General features: G+C 73.1%; 15 protein-coding genes. 13 read left to right on the top strand and 2 right to left on the bottom strand.

Annotation, left to right across the window (positions count from 1 at the left end; genetic code table 11):
- Window positions 1-253: 253 nt before the first annotated feature.
- Together ACWGL3_RS02975 and ACWGL3_RS02970 are read left to right on the top strand one after the other, a co-directional pair.
- Window positions 254-982 carry an SGNH/GDSL hydrolase family protein gene (locus tag ACWGL3_RS02975; RefSeq protein WP_452460724.1) on the top strand — a complete coding sequence of 243 codons (729 nt, stop codon included), beginning with the start codon at window positions 254-256 and terminating at the stop codon, window positions 980-982.
- A gap of 167 nt (window positions 983-1149) precedes the next feature.
- On the top strand, window positions 1150-1554 hold the full coding sequence (locus tag ACWGL3_RS02970; RefSeq protein WP_267946840.1) for an SSI family serine proteinase inhibitor: 405 nt from the start codon (window positions 1150-1152) through the stop codon (window positions 1552-1554).
- A 116-nt stretch (window positions 1555-1670) separates the two neighbouring features.
- Here ACWGL3_RS02970 and radA read toward each other — a convergent pair whose 3' ends face one another.
- Window positions 1671-3053, bottom strand: coding sequence for a DNA repair protein RadA (radA, locus tag ACWGL3_RS02965; RefSeq protein ID WP_267946839.1), 1383 nt, complete (start codon window positions 3051-3053; stop codon window positions 1671-1673).
- A gap of 168 nt (window positions 3054-3221) precedes the next feature.
- Between radA and ACWGL3_RS02960 the strand changes: the two genes are divergently transcribed.
- Both ACWGL3_RS02960 and ACWGL3_RS02955 read left to right on the top strand, forming a co-directional pair.
- Window positions 3222-4139: an SGNH/GDSL hydrolase family protein gene (locus ACWGL3_RS02960; RefSeq protein WP_378553520.1), complete on the top strand. Its 918-nt coding sequence runs from the start codon at window positions 3222-3224 to the stop codon at window positions 4137-4139.
- Between the two features lie 227 nt (window positions 4140-4366).
- Window positions 4367-4957 (top strand): C40 family peptidase, encoded by a 591-nt coding sequence (locus ACWGL3_RS02955; RefSeq protein ID WP_267946838.1) that lies wholly within the window; start codon window positions 4367-4369, stop codon window positions 4955-4957.
- A gap of 88 nt (window positions 4958-5045) precedes the next feature.
- On the opposite strand, the gene ACWGL3_RS02950 is transcribed toward ACWGL3_RS02955, so the two are convergent.
- Window positions 5046-5663: a class I SAM-dependent methyltransferase gene (locus ACWGL3_RS02950; protein WP_267950538.1), complete on the bottom strand. Its 618-nt coding sequence runs from the start codon at window positions 5661-5663 to the stop codon at window positions 5046-5048.
- Window positions 5664-5962: 299 nt separating this feature from the next.
- Here ACWGL3_RS02950 and ACWGL3_RS02945 point away from each other — a divergent pair, with 299 nt between their 5' ends.
- The 9 genes from ACWGL3_RS02945 to resB all read left to right on the top strand — a co-directional run bounded on the left by ACWGL3_RS02945 (window position 5963) and on the right by resB (window position 16471).
- A complete protein-coding gene (locus ACWGL3_RS02945; protein ID WP_267946837.1) occupies window positions 5963-6907 on the top strand; it encodes a sugar phosphate isomerase/epimerase family protein in 945 nt (314 codons plus the stop codon).
- Between the two features lie 120 nt (window positions 6908-7027).
- The gene (gene proC / locus ACWGL3_RS02940) at window positions 7028-7822 is read left to right on the top strand and encodes a pyrroline-5-carboxylate reductase (RefSeq protein ID WP_267946836.1); all 795 of its coding nucleotides are present in this window, start codon (window positions 7028-7030) and stop codon (window positions 7820-7822) included.
- A gap of 729 nt (window positions 7823-8551) precedes the next feature.
- Entirely contained in the window at window positions 8552-10075 is a 1524-nt protein-coding gene (locus ACWGL3_RS02935; RefSeq protein WP_267946835.1) for a DUF1109 domain-containing protein, read from the top strand.
- A 210-nt stretch (window positions 10076-10285) separates the two neighbouring features.
- The gene (locus ACWGL3_RS02930) at window positions 10286-11446 is read left to right on the top strand and encodes an acetoin utilization protein AcuC (RefSeq protein ID WP_267946834.1); all 1161 of its coding nucleotides are present in this window, start codon (window positions 10286-10288) and stop codon (window positions 11444-11446) included.
- A 301-nt stretch (window positions 11447-11747) separates the two neighbouring features.
- A complete protein-coding gene (locus ACWGL3_RS02925; RefSeq protein ID WP_267946833.1) occupies window positions 11748-12545 on the top strand; it encodes a phosphatase in 798 nt (265 codons plus the stop codon).
- A 254-nt stretch (window positions 12546-12799) separates the two neighbouring features.
- A complete protein-coding gene (locus tag ACWGL3_RS02920; protein ID WP_013155995.1) occupies window positions 12800-13003 on the top strand; it encodes a helix-turn-helix domain-containing protein in 204 nt (67 codons plus the stop codon).
- A gap of 239 nt (window positions 13004-13242) precedes the next feature.
- Window positions 13243-13977 carry a TlpA family protein disulfide reductase gene (locus tag ACWGL3_RS02915; RefSeq protein ID WP_378553516.1) on the top strand — a complete coding sequence of 245 codons (735 nt, stop codon included), beginning with the start codon at window positions 13243-13245 and terminating at the stop codon, window positions 13975-13977.
- Window positions 13977-14807 carry a cytochrome c biogenesis CcdA family protein gene (locus ACWGL3_RS02910; RefSeq protein WP_267946832.1) on the top strand — a complete coding sequence of 277 codons (831 nt, stop codon included), beginning with the start codon at window positions 13977-13979 and terminating at the stop codon, window positions 14805-14807. Before ACWGL3_RS02915 ends, ACWGL3_RS02910 begins: the two co-directional genes overlap by 1 nt.
- Window positions 14807-16471 (top strand): cytochrome c biogenesis protein ResB, encoded by a 1665-nt coding sequence (gene resB / locus ACWGL3_RS02905; RefSeq protein WP_452460723.1) that lies wholly within the window; start codon window positions 14807-14809, stop codon window positions 16469-16471. Before ACWGL3_RS02910 ends, resB begins: the two co-directional genes overlap by 1 nt.
- Window positions 16472-16473 lie beyond the last annotated feature (2 nt).

Below are 16473 nucleotides of genomic sequence, written 5' to 3'. Positions count from 1 at the left end.
GGGGGCCCCCCCCCCGGGGCGCGGGGGCGCCCACCCCCCCCCCGCACCCCGGGGCGCGGCGCGCTTCCGGTCCCGCTGGGCGGGACGGGCCCCGCCCCTCCGGCCCGGAGGGGCGCCCGTGCGGCCGCGCGAAGACCTGCCCGTTCCGGGAGCCCCCCTTCCCGTGCGGACGCGGCGGGGGTACTCTGCCTGCGGTTGGGAGCGCTCCCAAGACGCTCTTCCCGGGGACCCGCACAGAGCAAGGAGTTTCCGCATGGACCAACGACTCTCCCGGGCCGCCCGGCGCATCGGCGCGGGCCTCGGGCTCACCCTGGCACTCGTCGCGGGCGCCCTCGCCCCCGCCGCGGCGGCGCGAACGGAGGAGGACACGGTGCGGATCATGCCGCTGGGCGACTCGATCACGGGCTCGCCCGGATGCTGGCGGGCCCTGCTCTGGGCCGACCTGGTGGAGGCCGGGCACACGGACGCCGACTTCGTGGGAACCCGGCCGGGCGACGGCTGCGGTTTCGAGTACGACGGCGACAACGAGGGCCACGGCGGCTTCCTCGTCACCGACGTCGCGGACCGCGGCCTCCTCGTGGACTGGCTCGCGCGGACGGAGCCCGACGTGGTGCTGATGCACTTCGGCACCAACGACGTGTGGAGCGGCGTCCCCGCGGAGACGGTCCTGGACGCCTACAGCGTGCTCGTCGCGCAGATGCGGGACCAGAACCCCCGCATGCGCGTCCTGGTCGCCCAGATCATCCCGATGGACCCCGCCCGCAGCTGCGCCGGGTGCGGGCGGGGCGTCGAGGACCTCAACGCGGCCATCCCGGCGTGGGCGGCCGGGGAGAGCACGGCGGAGTCGCCGGTGACCGTGGTGGACCAGTGGACCGGGTTCGACACCGGCACCGACACCTACGACGGGGTGCACCCCTCGGGCAGCGGCGACCGCAGGATCGCCGACCGCTGGCTGGAGTCCCTGCTCCCGCTGTTCTCCTGAGGCCGCCCCGGACCGGGGTCGCCCCGGACCGGGGTCGCGCCGGACCGGGGCCGCGCCGGACCGGGGCCGCCCCGGGCCCGGTCCGGCGATTCCAGGACGAACCCGGAGGGGAAGAAGTCGCCCGTGTTTCGGTAAAGTCGGCCGATTCCGGTGATCGAATGGTTACTATGCGTGGTGTTCTGATCGTTCGCACACCGGGAGCAGTCGTGCACCGCACCGCCCTGGCCCTCGCGGCCACCGCCGTCCTGTCCCTCGCCTTCGCCGTGCCCGCACAGGCGGAGCGCACCGTGACCACCAGCCACACACTGAGCATCCGGACGCCGTCCACGGGAGAGGTGCGGCAGGTCACCCTGGAGTGCCGGCCGACCGGCGGGGACCACCCCGAGGCGGAGCGGGCCTGCGCGGCCGTCGACGGGGCCGGATCGATCGCCCGGGCCAAGGGGGAGGGCGGCATGTGCACGATGATCCACCAGCCCGTCGTGGCCGTCGCCGAGGGCGCCGAGAGGTACGAGGAGGAGTTCTCGAACTCCTGCCTCCTCGTGAGCCAGAAGGGCGTCCTCTTCGACTTCTAGACGCGCTCCCCGGGCGCTTCCGGCGGTCCCGGAGCCGTGGCCCCGGACGGCCCGCGGACCACGGTCCGGGACCGCCCCGGGGCCGGCGGGCGGGGCAGGGGCCCGGCCCGCCGGCCTCAGTCGTCGTCCTGGGACTTCCTGGGCCGGCGCGAGCGCCTGGCGACGCGCAGGAGCGCCTCGCTCAGCTCCTCGACCTCCTGGGTGCGGATGCCCGGGATCGGGTCGCCGAAGTGCTTGGGCACGATGGCCTCGGTGAACCCGAGCCGCTGCGCCTCCGCGACCCTGCGGCGGACGCCCGAGACGGTGCGCACGTCGCCCGCGAGGCCGACCTCGCCGATCGCGATGAACCCGACGGGGAGGGCGACGTCGTTGCTGGAGCTGGCCGCCGCCATGGCGAGCGCCAGGTCCACCGCGGGCTCGGTGAGCTTCACGCCGCCGACCGTCGAGGCGTACACGTCCATGTTGGCCAGCCGCATGCCCGTGCGCTTCTCCAGCACCGCCAGGATCATGTTGACCCGGGAGGTGTCCAGGCCCGAGGTGGCGCGGCGCGGGGCCGGCAGGGGCGTGGGCGCGACCAGCGCCTGGACCTCGGTGATCAGGGGGCGCCGGCCCTCCATCGCGACGGTGACGCAGGTGCCGGGCACGGGGTCGGTGCGCTCGGTGAGGAACAGGCCGCTGGGGTCCGGCAGGCCGACGATGCCGCTCTCGGTGAGCTCGAAGCAGCCGATCTCGTCCGTGGGGCCGTACCGGTTCTTGATCGCGCGCAGCAGCCTCAGCTGGGAGTGGCGCTCGCCCTCGAAGTGCAGCACCACGTCGACCAGGTGCTCCAGCATGCGGGGGCCCGCGATCGAGCCGTCCTTGGTCACGTGGCCGACCAGGATGGTGGCGATCCCGCGCTCCTTGGCGATCTGGATCAGCGCGCCGGTCACCTGGCGGATCTGCGTGACACCGCCGGGAACGCCGGTGGCGTCGGGGGAGACCATGGTCTGCACCGAGTCCACGATCAGCAGCCGGGGGCCGACCTGGTCCACGTGGCTGACGAGGGAGGCGATGGAGGTCTCGGCGGCGAGGTAGAGCTTGTCCGACAGGGCCCCGAGGCGCTCGGCGCGCAGTCGCACCTGTCCGGCGGACTCCTCGCCGGTGATGTACAGCACGGGCCCGTCCGCGGCCCGCATCGCCGCGACCTCCAGGAGCAGCGTGGACTTGCCCACGCCGGGCTCGCCCGCCAGCAGGACGACGCCGCCGGGGACGGCGCCCCCGCCCAGGACGCGGTCGAGCTCGCCGACCCCGGTGGGGACGGCCTCGGCGCTCTCCACGCTGATCTCGGTGATGGGGCGGGCCCGGGAGGTGACGGGCGCGGCGGCGACGGACATCGCGGCGGGGGCCCCGGCCTCCTCGACCGTCCCCCAGGCCTGGCACTCGCCGCAGCGGCCCACCCACTTGAGGGTGGTCCATCCGCACTCCGCGCACCGGAACGTCGTCTTCGCTGCCTTTGCCATGGTCGCCACGCTAGCGGCTGCCGGGGACAGGCCCGTCGGGGGCGGAACGGATTCTCCGCGACACACGAAAGTTACCTACGGGTTATGGGGAACTTCCGGTAGGTCGTGTTAAAGAATCTGTAAGGGTCCGACTACTCCCTGCCCCCCGCTCCCCGGAGAGGAACCCGCGTGCCCCGTAACGACGCAAACCCCGCCACCCCCCGACACCGGTGGCTCCGCCGAGTCCTGGTCCCCGCGGCCGCGGCGGTCCTGGGCCTGTCCCTGGTCTCGCCGCCGTCCGCCGCCGCGGAGGAGGCCGAGGCGGCCGCCTTCCAGCACTACGTGGCGCTGGGCGACTCCTTCGTCGCCGGGCCCCTGGTCCGCCAGCAGCAGGCCCAGGCCCGCGTGCCCCTGCTCGGCTGCATGCAGTCGAACCACAACTACCCCAAGATGCTCGCCGAGCGGATCGGGGTCGCCGAGCTGACCGACGCCAGCTGCTCCGGCGCGCGGATGGAGCACTTCTACGAGAACCAGTTCACCGACACGCTCCCGCAGCTCGACGCGCTGCGGCCGGAGACCGACCTGGTCACGGTCGGCATCGCGGGCAACGACTTCGGGTTCTCCGACGTGTTCGTCGAGTGCGCCAAGCGGAGCCTGGGCAACCCCCTGGGCAGCCCGTGCGCCAACTACTACGGCGACGAGCTCGACGTCCGGATCGAGGGCCTGCGCGGCGAGATCTCCCAGGTCTACGCCGACATCGCGGAGCGCAGCCCCGACGCGACGGTCCTCAGCGTGGGCTACCTCCAGCTCCTGCCGGAGAGCGGGGGCTGCTGGCCGAGCACGCCCATCGCCCGCGGGGACGTCCCGTTCCTCGACGCGGCGCAGACGTCGCTCAACGCGGTGATCAAGGAGGAGTCGGAGGCCAACGGCGCGGTGTTCGTGGACGTCCTGGAGCGGGGCAGGGACGTGTGCAAGCCCTCCGGCACCCGCTGGGTCGAGGGCCTGATCCCGGAGAACGGGGCCCCGGTGCACCCCAACCGGCTCGGTATGGAGGCGACGGCGGACTTCGTCCAGGCCGCGGTGGGCGTGCCCTCCCCGGCTCTGTGACGGAGGGTCGCCGACCCAGGGATAGGGGGTCCGTTTACTGGTCGAATGACCGTTATCTCCCCTCGGGTAAAGCAGCCTTTACCCTCCTTGGCGGCCAACTGGACCACGGAGAGTGATTTCTTCGGGTGGCTGTGTGACGAATGGTGGTGCGTCGAGGCGGAGAGATCCGCGTCACAGCGGCGCGGACGCCCCGGCGTGACTACTCACACGAGTGGAGCACCACCGTCATGCGACTACCGCGACAGCACGAGCAAAGGCAGGCCTGTCGTCCTACGGACCCGGGGCGACAGGCCTCGCCCGCCCGCCCCCGCCGGGGCGGACCGCGATCGCTCACGGCCGCCGCGCTCGCCGCGGCCTTCCTGTCCTCCGGCGCGGCCCCGGCCCTCGCCCAGCACGCGCAACCGGCGCCGGCGGCCCCGGGCGCCGGCGCACCTACGAGGGTCCACCAGGCGGCGCTGCCCTCCTCCACCGTCGAGAAGGCCATCAGCGCCGCCGAGTCCAAGAAGGGCACCCCCTACGGCTGGGGCGGCACCGGACCGGACTCCTTCGACTGCTCCGGCCTCGTCCAGTGGTCGTTCGCGCAGGCCGGGGTGGACCTCCCCCGCATCGCCCACGACCAGGTGCGGGAGGGGACCAGGGTCTCCTACTCCGACGCCAGGAGGGGCGACATCCTCTACTGGGCCGACGGCGGAGGGTACGCCTACCACGTCGCCATCTACCTCGGCGGCGGCCGCATGATCGACGCCCCGAAGTCCGGGGACCAGGTCCGCGAGCGGGACGTCAACCGCTACAACCTCGCCGGCGCGGTACGCCTGTGACGGGGACGGTCCCCGCGGGCGGCGCCGACGGCGGCCGCGAGCGTCCCGGGCGGTGAACCCGGGACCCCGGACACACCCGGCCACCGGGTCAGTACCGCTTCCACCACAGGTTGACCGCGTAGTCCACCGACAGCCCGGGATGGGACCGCACGATCTCCGCGGCCAGCGCGGAGGGGAACTCGATCCGCACCACCGCCTCGAAGGCGCGGCGGTCGGTGAACGACCAGCGCATCGTCAGGGGCTCGCGGGTGAACCCGCGGGCCGCCCAGAACCGTTCCACGGCGGCCGGGTCGTACGACGGCAGCGAACGCCGGAACCAGGAGCCGAAGGTGGAGCGCGTGGCGTCGTTGTCGATCACGAACGCGACCCCGCCCCGCCGCATCACGCGGTCGAGCTCGGCCAGGCCGGGCTCGCACCCCGGACCGAAGAAGTAGGCCCAGCGCGCGTGCGCGACCTCGACGACGGAGTCGGGGACGGGCAGCCGCTGGGCCACTCCGTCCAGGACCCGGACGTGGTCCAGGCCCCGCACCCGGGCCCGGGCGGCCCCGGCCAGGGACGGGTGCGGTTCCACGCCGGTGACCCGGCTCGCCCGCGCGGCGAACCCCGGCAGGTGGTAGCCGGTGCCGCAGCCGACGTCCAGGACGTGGGCCCCGTCCATGGGACGGACGCGGTCCATGGCCGCGCCGATCACGCCCTCGGGGTCCACCGCCCGGTTCTCCAACTCGTACGTCTGCGGGTTCCGCCAGATGTTGGGGCTGGGGATCGCGTCCCTGGGGATCATGCACCGCACACTAGCCATCCGGCCCGACCCGGCCTGCGGGTCCCCCGCCGGTCCCCGTGCCGTGTTCCCGCGGTCCCGGACCGGTCGCGGCGGGCCCCGCCCCGCCCGGGCGCCGTGCGGGGGAGGGACGGGGCGGGAGGGGGCGGGGAGGCCCGGGGGACGCGGCGCGCCGCGCTCGTCCGGGCGGAACGCACGGAGGGCCCGACAGCGCATAGTCTGGGGGCGTGAGTCCTATCCAGGTCCCAGACGCACCCGTCGTCCTGTCGTCGGCGTCGGTCTACCCGGAGAAGACCCCGGCCGCCTTCGAGATCGCGGCGAAGCTGGGGTACGACGGGGTGGAGGTCCTCGTCTCCTCCGATCCGGCCAGCCAGGACATCGACCTCCTGCGGCGCCTCTCGGACTACCACCAGATGCCCGTCACCGCCGTCCACTCGCCCTGCCTGGTCCTCACCCAGCGTGTGTGGGGCAGGGAGCCCTGGGGGAAGCTCGTCCGCTCCAAGGAGATGGCCGAGGCCCTGGGCGCGAAGACCATCGTCGTCCACCCCGCCTTCCGCTGGCAGCGCGAGTACGCGCGCGAGTTCGAGAGCGGGATCTCCCGTATGCAGGACGAGACCGACGTCGTCTTCGCGGTGGAGAACATGTACCCCGTGCGGGTCCGCGACCGCGAGGTCGTCCCCTACGCGCCGAGCTGGAACCCCCTCGACCGCGACTACCCCGACGTCACGCTCGACCTGTCGCACACCGCCATGTCCGGCTCCGACGCCATGCAGATGGCCAGGCAGCTGGGCGACCGCCTCTCGCACGTCCACGTGACGGACGGCTTCGGCGGTCAGAACCTCGACGAGCACCTCATCCCCGGCCGCGGGACCCAGCCGGTCGGCGAACTCCTGGAGTACCTGGCCGAGCGCGGCTTCGGCGGGCAGCTGGTGCTGGAGGTCAGCACCCGCAAGGCCGCCGACCGCCAGGCGCGCATGCGCGAGCTGGCCGAGGCCCTGGCCTTCACCCGCCTGCACTTCGCGCAGACCTCCTCGGCGTCCGGCCGCACGCACGACCGCCGCGAGCGCATCGCCCTCCTGCGCCGGAAGCCGTCGGCGCCGCCCCGCCGCTTCTCGGTGGACGGCGGCGGCACGGTCGACGACAAGGGCACGGTCGACCCGGGCGGGAGCTGACGCGGTCCGGCCCCGGCGGGTCCGGGGCCTGCGCGGTCCGCCGTCCACAGGCCGGGACGCGGGGTCCCCCCGGGCCGGCGGGGCCGCTAGCGTGGACGTGACCCGCAGAGAGGACTCTTCATGATCGCGATCATCGGTGCCGGGAAGATGGGCGAGGCGCTGCTCGCCGGAATGCTGGCCAAGGGCCACGCGCCGGAGGACGTCCTCGTCACCGAGCCGCGCGAGGAGCACGCGGAGGAGCTGCGCCGCCGCTACCGGGTCGAGGTGGTCTCCGCGACGGACGCGGCCAAGCGCGCGGACACGCTCCTGCTCGCCCTCAAACCCCAGGACATGGTGGCGCTGCTGGACGACCTGTCCCCGCACCTGGGCTCGGAGCGCCTGATCATCTCCGTCGCGGCCGGGATCACCACCGCCGTCCTGGAGAACCACCTGCCCGCCGGGACGCCCGTCGTCCGCGCCATGCCCAACACGCCCGCCCTGATGGGAGAGGGGATGACCGCCGTCGCGGGCGGCGCCCACACCGACGGGGCCCACCTGGACCGGGCGGAGGCGCTCCTGGCCACGGTCGGCGAGGTGATCCGGGTCGGCGAGCAGCACATGGACACGGTGACCGCCATCTCGGGCAGCGGCCCCGCGTACTTCTACTTCATCGCGGAGACGATGATCGAGGCCGGTGTCGCCATGGGGATGCCGCGCGTCACGGCGCAGAAGCTCGTCGGGCAGACCATCACCGGCGCCGCCGCCATGCTCAACGGTTCGGGGGAGCACCCGGTGGTGCTGCGCGAGGCCGTGACCTCCCCGGGCGGCACCACGGCCGCCGCGCTGCGCGAGCTGGAGCGGCACGGCGTCCGGACCGCGTTCACCGACGCCATCGAGGCGGCCCGGGACAGGAGCGGCGCGCTCTCCGGAAGCTGACGGGGCCGGAGCGGGCCCGCCGCCGGTCCCCCCGGGGCGCCGGACGGCGGCCGCCACCGCAGGTCGGCGCGGGACCCGCGGCGGTGCGGGACCGGGCCGGGCGGGACCGCCGGCCGCGCGCGGGGCGGGGGAGCGCACCGCGCGGGGGAGACGCCGGGGACGTCGGCGATCGGGGGTTGGCCGGAAACGGCCTTTCTTGACGAATCCGGACGTCGTGGTCCATGTGTACTGTGCAGGGGAAGGGGCGCGCACGCCCCTCTCTGTCTCGCCCGCGCGAGCCATCCCCCTCTCCTGCTTCCAGGGTCCTCCATGACATCTCCCCCTCCCCCGTCCGACCCCTCCCAGCCGCCGGGCGGAGGCCCCCCTCCGGGAGGCCCGCCGCAGGGCGGCGCCCCCCGCGGTCCGGCGGGAGGCCCGCCGCAGGGCGGCGCCCCCCGCGGTCCGGCGGGAGGCCCGCCCACGGGCGGATTCCCGCCCGGAGGCCCGCCTTCGGGAGGCCCGCCGCACGGCGGCGCCCCCCGCGGTCCGATGGGAGGCCCGCCCACGGGCGGATTCCCGCCCGGAGGCCGTCCCCAGGGCGGCGCACCCACGGGCGGCGTCCCTTCCGGGGGCGTGTACTCGGGCGGGATGCCCCCCGGCGGACCGCCCCCGGGCGGCTTTCCGCCCGGAGGCCTTCCCCCTGGCGCTCCTCCCGGCGGGATGCCTCCCGGTGGACCGCCCCCCGGTGGGATGCCCCCCGGCGGTTTCGGCGGCCCGCCTCCCCCGAAGCCTCCCCGCATGCCCGTCCTCTCCTCGCCCTCGGCGGTGCGGGCCTCCCTGCTCAACGCCTCCGGCCTCGGTGCCGGGTACGCCTACCTGCGGCAGTGGCCCTTCTTCGCCGCGGCGGTCGCCGTCACCGCCGGCCTCCTGGTCACCGCCGCGGTCCTGGGCGCCGCCGACAACCTGCTGGTCTGGGCGCCGGTCCTGCTCGCCTGGTTCGCGGCGGCCGCCGTGCACGGCCTCTTCGCGGGGCGCTCCCGCGACGAGCGGGCGCTCACCCGTGGCGAGCAGCCCGCGCGGAACAGGGCGGCGCTCCTCACCGCGGGCGGCCTCGTGCTGGTCATGGCGGCCTCCGTCGCCGGCGTCTGGCAGGCGGGAGAGTGGCGGCTGCGCGTCGCCGACGCCGCCCACGCCCGGGGCGAGTGCGGCCCGTCGGAGGCCGTGGCCGCCTACGGGAGCGTCGAGGACCTCTTCCAGCTGTCCTTCTCCCCGTCGCTCATGTCCAGGGCCCGCGCGGGCGCGGAGGCGTGCGCGCTGCTGGAGCGCGCCCAGGGCGACGTCGCCTCCGGCGACTTCGGGCAGGCCCTCGACTCCTACTCGGCCTACTTCGCCCACGGTTCGTCCCGGTGGGAGGACACCGACGGCGAGATCGCGGACATCCACTTCTCCTACGCGGCCGACCTGGCCGCCACGGCGGAGGAGGGGTTCGACGGCGAGGTCACCGAGGAGTACCGCGAGAGCATGAGGCAGGCCCACGAGGTCTACAGCGTGATCCCGGTGGACTACGCGGGCACCGAGGCCGCGGGGGACGTGCCCGCCGCGCTCGCGGAGCTGTACGGGACCGGCACGGCCGAGTACGCGGCCGAGAACTGGTGCGCGGCCTTCGACCAGATCGACCTGTTCAACGACCTGTCCTGGGAGGGCGCGCCCGAGATCGCCGACCGCCTGGCCGAGGAGCGTCCGGACGCCGCGTTCAACTGCGGCTGGGAGCACGTGGAGGAGGGCCGGTTCGATCCCGCCGAGACCATGGTCGCCCTGCTCGGCGACGAGTACCCCGACCACGAGGCGGACGAGGTCGAGAGGATGGTCGTCCACATCGGCGCCGGGCGCGTCGAGGCCGAGATGGACACCCTGACCACCATCGGCGAGGTCGACTTCGCCCCGGAGCCCACCGGGGGCTCCGGAAACGGCATGACCGTCCTGGAGATCACCAACAACACGCCCTACGAGATGAGGTTCCTCTACGTCGGCCCCGACCGGGTGCACGACGAGGTCGTCACCGAGGCGTGCGAGGAGTGCGAGACCTACAGCTCGCCCCCGACCGGCAACTCGTGCTTCGACAACGGCGAGGTCATGCGCCTCGAACTCGAACCCGGCGAGTACCGGGTGCTGCTCACCTCCAACGAGGGGTTCTTCGGCGCCGCGCCGCTGCACGGCACCGTCGACTTCGGGGCCGGTGACCTGTACGAGTCCTGCTACTTCATCACCGAGTAGCCGGAGCGGCGGGAGGGCCGGTGCGCACCGCGTCCCCCTCCCGCCCCGGGCGGGCGGACGCCGCCCGCCCGGGCCGTCCGCCGGTCCGGCGCCCGTCCCCGGGACCCGGGGTTCGGATCGGGGCCCGGTTTTGCGTACTGTGTGCTTCGGAGCACGCACACCTGAAACGGGGGTCACCACATGGGAGGGCGCACGTCCTGCTCGCTTCGGGTGGCATGGGATGACGGACTGACGGCCTACGACTTCGGGCCCCAGCACCCGATGGCGCCGATCCGTGTCGAGCTGACGATGGCCCTCAGCCGCGAACTCGGCGTGCTGGACGCCCCGGGGGTCGGCCTCCTGGACGTGGAGCCCGCGTCCGACGAACTCCTCTCGCTGGTGCACGACCGCGCCTACATCGAGGCGGTCAAGCGCGCGGGCAGGACACTGGCGCCCGACGACACCCACCTGCTCGGCACCGCGGACAACCCCGTCTTCCCCGACATGCACGACGCCGCGGCGCTCATCACGGGCGCGTCCGTCGCCGCCGCGAGAGCGGTGTGGACGGGGGAGACCGCGCACGCCGCGAACATCGCGGGCGGCCTGCACCACGCGATGCGCAACCACGCGTGGGGCTTCTGCGTCTACAACGACCCCGCGATCGCCATCAGCTGGCTGCTGGAACAGGGCGCCAAGCGGATCGCGTACGTGGACGTGGACGTCCACCACGGCGACGGTGTGCAGAACGCGTTCTACAACGATCCCCGCGTGCTCACCATCAGCCTGCACGAGTCGCCGGTGACCCTGTTCCCCGGCACCGGGCAGGCGTCCGAGACCGGAGGCCCGGACGCGGAGGGGTACGCGGTCAACGTCGCCCTCCCGGCGGGCACCGGGGACACCGGCTGGCACCGCGCCTTCGACGCCGTCGTCCCTCCGCTGCTGCACGAGTTCCAGCCGGAGATCCTCGTGACCCAGCAGGGCTGCGACACCCACGCCCTCGATCCGCTCGCCAACCTCACCCTCAGCGTGGACGGCCAGCGGCGCGCCTACTCCGAGCTGCACAAGCTCGCGCAGAAGACGGCGGGCGGCCGGTGGCTGCTCTTCGGCGGCGGCGGCTACGGGCTGGTGCACGTGGTCCCGCGGGCCTGGACCCACCTGCTCGCCGAGGCCGCGGGCCACCCGATCGACCCGGACACCGAGACCCCGCAGAAGTGGCGCGACTTCGTGCGGGAGCGCACCGGAGAACTGGCGCCCCTCTACATGACCGACGGCCGAGAGGTCTCGTTCGCGCCCTTCGTGGACGGCTACGACCCCGGCGACGCGGTGGACCGCGCGATCCACGCCACCCGCACCGCCGTCTTCCCCAGCCACGGCATCGACCCGAGCCTCTAGCCCCCGCCGACCGGACCGCCCGCGGCCCCTCCGCACGCGTCCCCGGCCGTCCCGAACCCGGAGCGGTTCCGGCGCGGCCCGAATTACGACCGGTTCGGACCGCCGCGCATTCCGGGATTCCGGTCCGTGGCCCGGCCCGCAGCGGCGCCCGGGAGTACGGAGGTGAATTCGTGGGGATTGCGCGTTGTACGCCGCAGGCGGGTAGGACAGAGGTTGAATACCGGGCGAACAGAGGCCGGCGTCGTGGTGGCATCACGGCGGGGCGCACGCTCGCTGCCCAGTCGAGGAAGGGGAACGCCAGGTGACGCCGCCGACACGCGCTGAACTCATCACCTATCTGGTTCGCACGGGGATCGCCGGGCACGTCGACACCCCCCGCCAGAACAACCTTCGGCACTACCGGCGGCTGGTGCAGAAGGACCCCTACCACCAGTTCGGTCTGACGTTCTCCCACGACTGGACGTTCTCCGAGGTCCTCTCCCTCATGAGCAAGCGGTGCGGCGTCGTGGGCGACGAGGAGTACGTGTGGGGCATCGACACCATCGACCCCGACCTGACCGTGGACGCCCTGGAGGCGCTGGCCGACCGGATGGCGCTGGCGGCGGAGCGCCGCGAGAGGGTCATGTTCGCCACCGGCCACCCCAGCAAACTCCGTGAGACCTACCGGGTCTGGAAGGACGCACTGGCCTCACGCGGCTGCCCGGTCGTCACCGCGGCAAGCGGATATTCGTACGAGGTGACTACCGAGAAGCCGCCCAACCGGCGGATCGTGGTCTGGAAGGACGAAGTCGCGATCGTGACGGACGGGCACCTCGCGCGTCACAGCCATCACCCCTTCGCCATGCGTGCCATTCTCGGGGACCTGGAGAACCGGGGTGAGGCATGGCCGCAGTTGGTCATCGCGGACCACGGGTTCGCGGGTGCGGCGGGGGAGGCCGGAGTGCCGACGATGGGGTTCGCGGACTGCAACGACCCCGCTCTGTTCCTGGCCGAACACGAGGGAAAGCTACTGGTCACGGTGCCTCTGGACGACGGATACCTGACCGAGGACTACGCCCCCCTGCGCGAGTACGTCCTCGCGAGGGCCGGTCTGATTTGACCAGGGCCGACCATTTATACCCACCGTTAAACCTCATCCGTCCCGTCGTCAACGTGTATCCCCGAAGACAGGACAATCGACCTTTCGCAGACGGGGTCTCGGCTCTACTCTGAAAACGGACGTGTCAGTAGTGACAGAGTGACACGCTGGCGTGGGGTTGGGACGGGCACATACCGGGGTTGCCCCTACCGCCGTAGATCACGCCGGGCTGAAGAGTGGACAATGCTCACGTCCGGGAATGAGGGCGTCGGAAGATGAACGGGAGCAAACCGCCTCTCGAAGAGGTCAGGTTCTTGACCGTGGCAGAAGTCGCCACGATCATGCGTGTGTCCAAGATGACCGTTTACCGAATGGTGCACTCGGGAGTTCTCCCCGCGATTCGCGTGGGGCGTTCCTACCGGGTTCCCGAGCGGGCCGTGCACGACTACCTCCGCGAGGCATTCGTCGAGGCTGGTTGATCCAGGGCCGAGGCCGGCCGGGGCGGCGACACGCGCGCCCCGGCCGACGCACAACCCCCGGGGGCGGTGCCCGACGGACACCGCCCCCACCGAGGTTTCCCCACCTCGCCGCAGGCCGCCCGGCACGCCGGACCGAAGGTCCCTTGTGCCGGGGCGGCCGAAGGGGCGCCAGGGCATCTACTACAATCTGTCGTTGATGTAGTCCGCCCTGTTCACCCCCGGTTCGCGAGGTTCCCTCGATGCCCAGTACCAGCTCAGGTACGCGGTCGCGCCGCGGCGTGCCGCGCCTTGCGGCGACCGCCCTGGCCGCCGCCATCGCCCTCACCGGCTGCGCCGGGGGCAACGAGATCGAGGCCGGGGGCGAGGACGACCGGTTCATCTCCGGCGACGGCAGCTCCACCACCTTCGAGGCCGCCGAGCGGGTCGAGGCGCCCGAGGTCGAGGGCACCACCCTCGACGGCGACACCGTGTCCCTCGGTGACTACGAGGGCGGCATCGTGGTCCTCAACGTCTGGGCGAGCTGGTGCGGCCCCTGCCGCGCCGAGCAGCCCGTGCTCGACGAGGTCCACGCCGAGTACGGCGACCTGGGGGTGGACTTCCTGGGCGTCAACATCAAGGACGACGAGACCGCGGCCCGGGCCTACCTCTCCGACAAGGACGTCGCCTACCCGAGCCTGTACGACCAGCCCGGCGAGGTGCCGCAGGCCTTCCGCGACACCGTCCCCCCGCGTGCGATCCCCAGCACCCTCGTCATCGACCCCGACGGCCGCATCGCGGCCCGCGTCATCGGTCCCACCACCTACGGCCAGCTCACGGGGCTGCTCAACCCCGTGGTGGTGGAGTTCGGCCTCGGCGATCCCGAGGAGCGGCCCCGGGTGGCCGACCAGGAGGCCTCCCCGGAGGACGGGGAGGCGTCCCCGGAGGAGGGCGGGGAACAGCCCTCCGACGCCCCCTCGGACGGGGACGACCGCTGATGGACGCGATCGGCACCACCGTCCTCACCGGGTCCCTCCTCGCCGCCGTCCCCCTGGCGCTCGCCGCCGGGCTCCTGTCCTTCCTGTCCCCCTGCGTGCTCCCGCTCGTGCCCGGCTACCTCTCCTACGTGACCGGCATGAGCGGCGCCGACGTGCGCGAGCGCTCCGCCGCCCGCGCCGCCGGGGGAGGGGCGGCCGAGGGGGGCGCCACGGCGACGGCCGTCGCCGACGTCGACGCCGAACTCGCCACGCGCCGGTGGACCATGGTCACCGGCAGCGTCCTGTTCATCGCCGGGTTCACCCTCGTGTTCGTCGCCGTCGGCGGCTTCATCGGCTGGCTCGGCGACCTCCTCGTGGACTACACCGACCCCCTCACCCGGGTCCTCGGGGTCCTCACCATCGTCCTCGGGCTCGCCTTCATGGGCGTGATGCCCGGGTTCGGGCGCGAGTTCCGCTTCCACCGGCTGCCCCGTGCGGGCCTGGCCGGTGCGCCCCTGCTCGGGGTCCTCTTCGGCCTCGGCTGGACCCCGTGCATCGGTCCGACCCTGGCCGCCGTGCAGACCCTCGCCTTCATCGAGGGCGGCGCCGGCCGCGGCATGCTCCTGTCCCTCGTCTACTGCGTGGGCCTGGGTCTGCCCTTCGTCCTCGCCTCCCTCCTCTACCGGCGCGCCCTGACCGCCTTCGGCTGGCTCAAGCGACGCACCCGCACCGTCACCGTCATCGGCGGGGCCGTGCTCGTCCTCGTCGGCCTGGCCATGGTGACCGGGCTGTGGACGCAGCTGACCGTCGCCATGCAGGGCTGGGCCGCCGACTTCCAAACGGTGATCTGATGAGTACGACGACCACGACCGACGACGACACCGGGAGCGGGGCCGGCCCGGGAGACGGGACCGGGGCCGGGGACCGGGAGGGCGGGCAGCCCAGGGGCCTGGGCCCGCTCGGCTGGCTGCGCTGGGCGTGGCGCGTCCTCACCTCGATGCGCACCGCCCTGATCCTGCTCTTCCTGCTGGCCGTCGGAGCCATCCCCGGCTCGATCCTGCCGCAGAACGTCGTGAGCGTGGACGAGGTCAACACCTACGTTCGGGAGAACCCCGAACTGGCACCCTGGCTGGACCGGTTCTACCTGTTCGACGTGTTCTCGTCGCCCTGGTACGCGGCGATCTACCTGCTGCTGTTCGTCTCCCTCGCGGGCTGCGTCTTCCCGCGTGCCGTCGTCCACGCCCGCGCCGTGCGGGCCAGGCCGGTGCACACCCCCAGGAACCTGGGGCGGATGCCGTACGCGGCGACGTTCACGACGGGCGCCGATCCGGAGACGGTCCTCGGCCAGGCGCGCAAGGTCCTCAAGGGCTACCGGATCGAGCGCTACGGGGACTCCCTCTCCAGCGAGACCGGATACCTGCGCGAGGCCGGGAACGTGCTGTTCCACCTCGCCCTGCTGGGGCTGCTGCTCGCGCTGGCCGCCGGGTCGTTCTTCGGCTACCGGGGCAACATGCTGCTGGTGGAGGGCGACGGGTTCGCGAACACCCTGCCCTCCTACGACGCCATCTACCCCGGGCACTGGACCGACACCGACGCCCTGGAGCCCTTCACCCTGCACCTGGACGACTTCGAGGCGTCGTTCATCGAGGACGGCAACCTGCGCGGACAGGCCGAGTCCTACGTCGCCGAACTGACCTACAAGGAGTCCCCGGAGGCGGAGGAGGCCCGGCACACGCTGGAGGTCAACCACCCCCTCACCGTGGACGGCGTGCAGGTCTACCTGCTCGGCCACGGCTACGCGCCCGAGTTCGAGGTCCGCAACGCCGACGGCGAGGTCGTCTTCGACCAGGCGGTCCCGTTCCTGTTCCGGGAGACCGCGACCTTCACCTCCGACGGCGTCGTCAAGGTCCCCGACACCGGCGGGGAGGAGCTGGGCTTCGTCGGGGTGTTCCTGCCGAGCGCGGCGGAGACGCCCGAGGGCGACCTCGTCTCCGATTTCCCGGGCGCGGAGAACCCCAGGGTGACCCTGGAGGGCTACCGCGGCGACCTCGGCATGCTGGACCCGCAGTCGGTCTACCAGCTCCAGACCAGCGGCATGGAGGAGCTCGGAAGCTCCCCGGTGCTGGGGATCGGGGACAGCTGGGACCTCCCGGACGGCGCCGGGTCGATCACGTTCACCGGGTACAGCGAGTACATCAGCCTCCAGACCAACCGCGACGGCGCGCGCGTCCCGGCGCTCGCGGCGGCCAGCCTCGCCGTCCTGGGCCTGGTCACCACGCTGTTCGTCCGCCCCCGCCGCGTGTGGGTGCGCGCGACCAGGGGCGCGGACGGGCGCACGCGGGTCGAGCTGTCCGGCCTCGGCAAGACCGAGGCGGCGGGCAACAACGCCGAGTTCCACGAACTCACCACAGAGCTTGCCGGACGGCTCCGGAACGACGAGTCGGACGACAACCCCCGAAATCCCCGAAGCAGCACACCATCCGACCCGCCAGAGTCGACGACAACGAGGGAGTGACC

This window comes from Nocardiopsis sp. NPDC055824 (genome assembly GCF_053616335.1).
The sequence above is the reverse complement of the archived record's forward strand: the minus strand, read 5'-3'. Positions and strand labels throughout refer to the sequence as shown.

What these genes read in the sequence shown, in the direction of transcription:
- ACWGL3_RS02975 (WP_452460724.1), top strand. Translation starts at nt 254, where the DNA reads ATGGACCAACGACTCTCCCGGGCCGCCCGGCGCATCGGCGCGGGCCTC.
- ACWGL3_RS02970 (WP_267946840.1), top strand. Translation starts at nt 1,150, where the DNA reads ATGCGTGGTGTTCTGATCGTTCGCACACCGGGAGCAGTCGTGCACCGC.
- radA (WP_267946839.1), bottom strand. Translation starts at nt 3,053, where the DNA reads ATGGCAAAGGCAGCGAAGACGACGTTCCGGTGCGCGGAGTGCGGATGG.
- ACWGL3_RS02955 (WP_267946838.1), top strand. Translation starts at nt 4,367, where the DNA reads ATGCGACTACCGCGACAGCACGAGCAAAGGCAGGCCTGTCGTCCTACG.
- proC (WP_267946836.1), top strand. Translation starts at nt 7,028, where the DNA reads ATGATCGCGATCATCGGTGCCGGGAAGATGGGCGAGGCGCTGCTCGCC.
- ACWGL3_RS02935 (WP_267946835.1), top strand. Translation starts at nt 8,552, where the DNA reads ATGCCCCCCGGCGGTTTCGGCGGCCCGCCTCCCCCGAAGCCTCCCCGC.
- ACWGL3_RS02920 (WP_013155995.1), top strand. Translation starts at nt 12,800, where the DNA reads ATGAACGGGAGCAAACCGCCTCTCGAAGAGGTCAGGTTCTTGACCGTG.
- ACWGL3_RS02915 (WP_378553516.1), top strand. Translation starts at nt 13,243, where the DNA reads ATGCCCAGTACCAGCTCAGGTACGCGGTCGCGCCGCGGCGTGCCGCGC.
- ACWGL3_RS02910 (WP_267946832.1), top strand. Translation starts at nt 13,977, where the DNA reads ATGGACGCGATCGGCACCACCGTCCTCACCGGGTCCCTCCTCGCCGCC.
- resB (WP_452460723.1), top strand. Translation starts at nt 14,807, where the DNA reads ATGAGTACGACGACCACGACCGACGACGACACCGGGAGCGGGGCCGGC.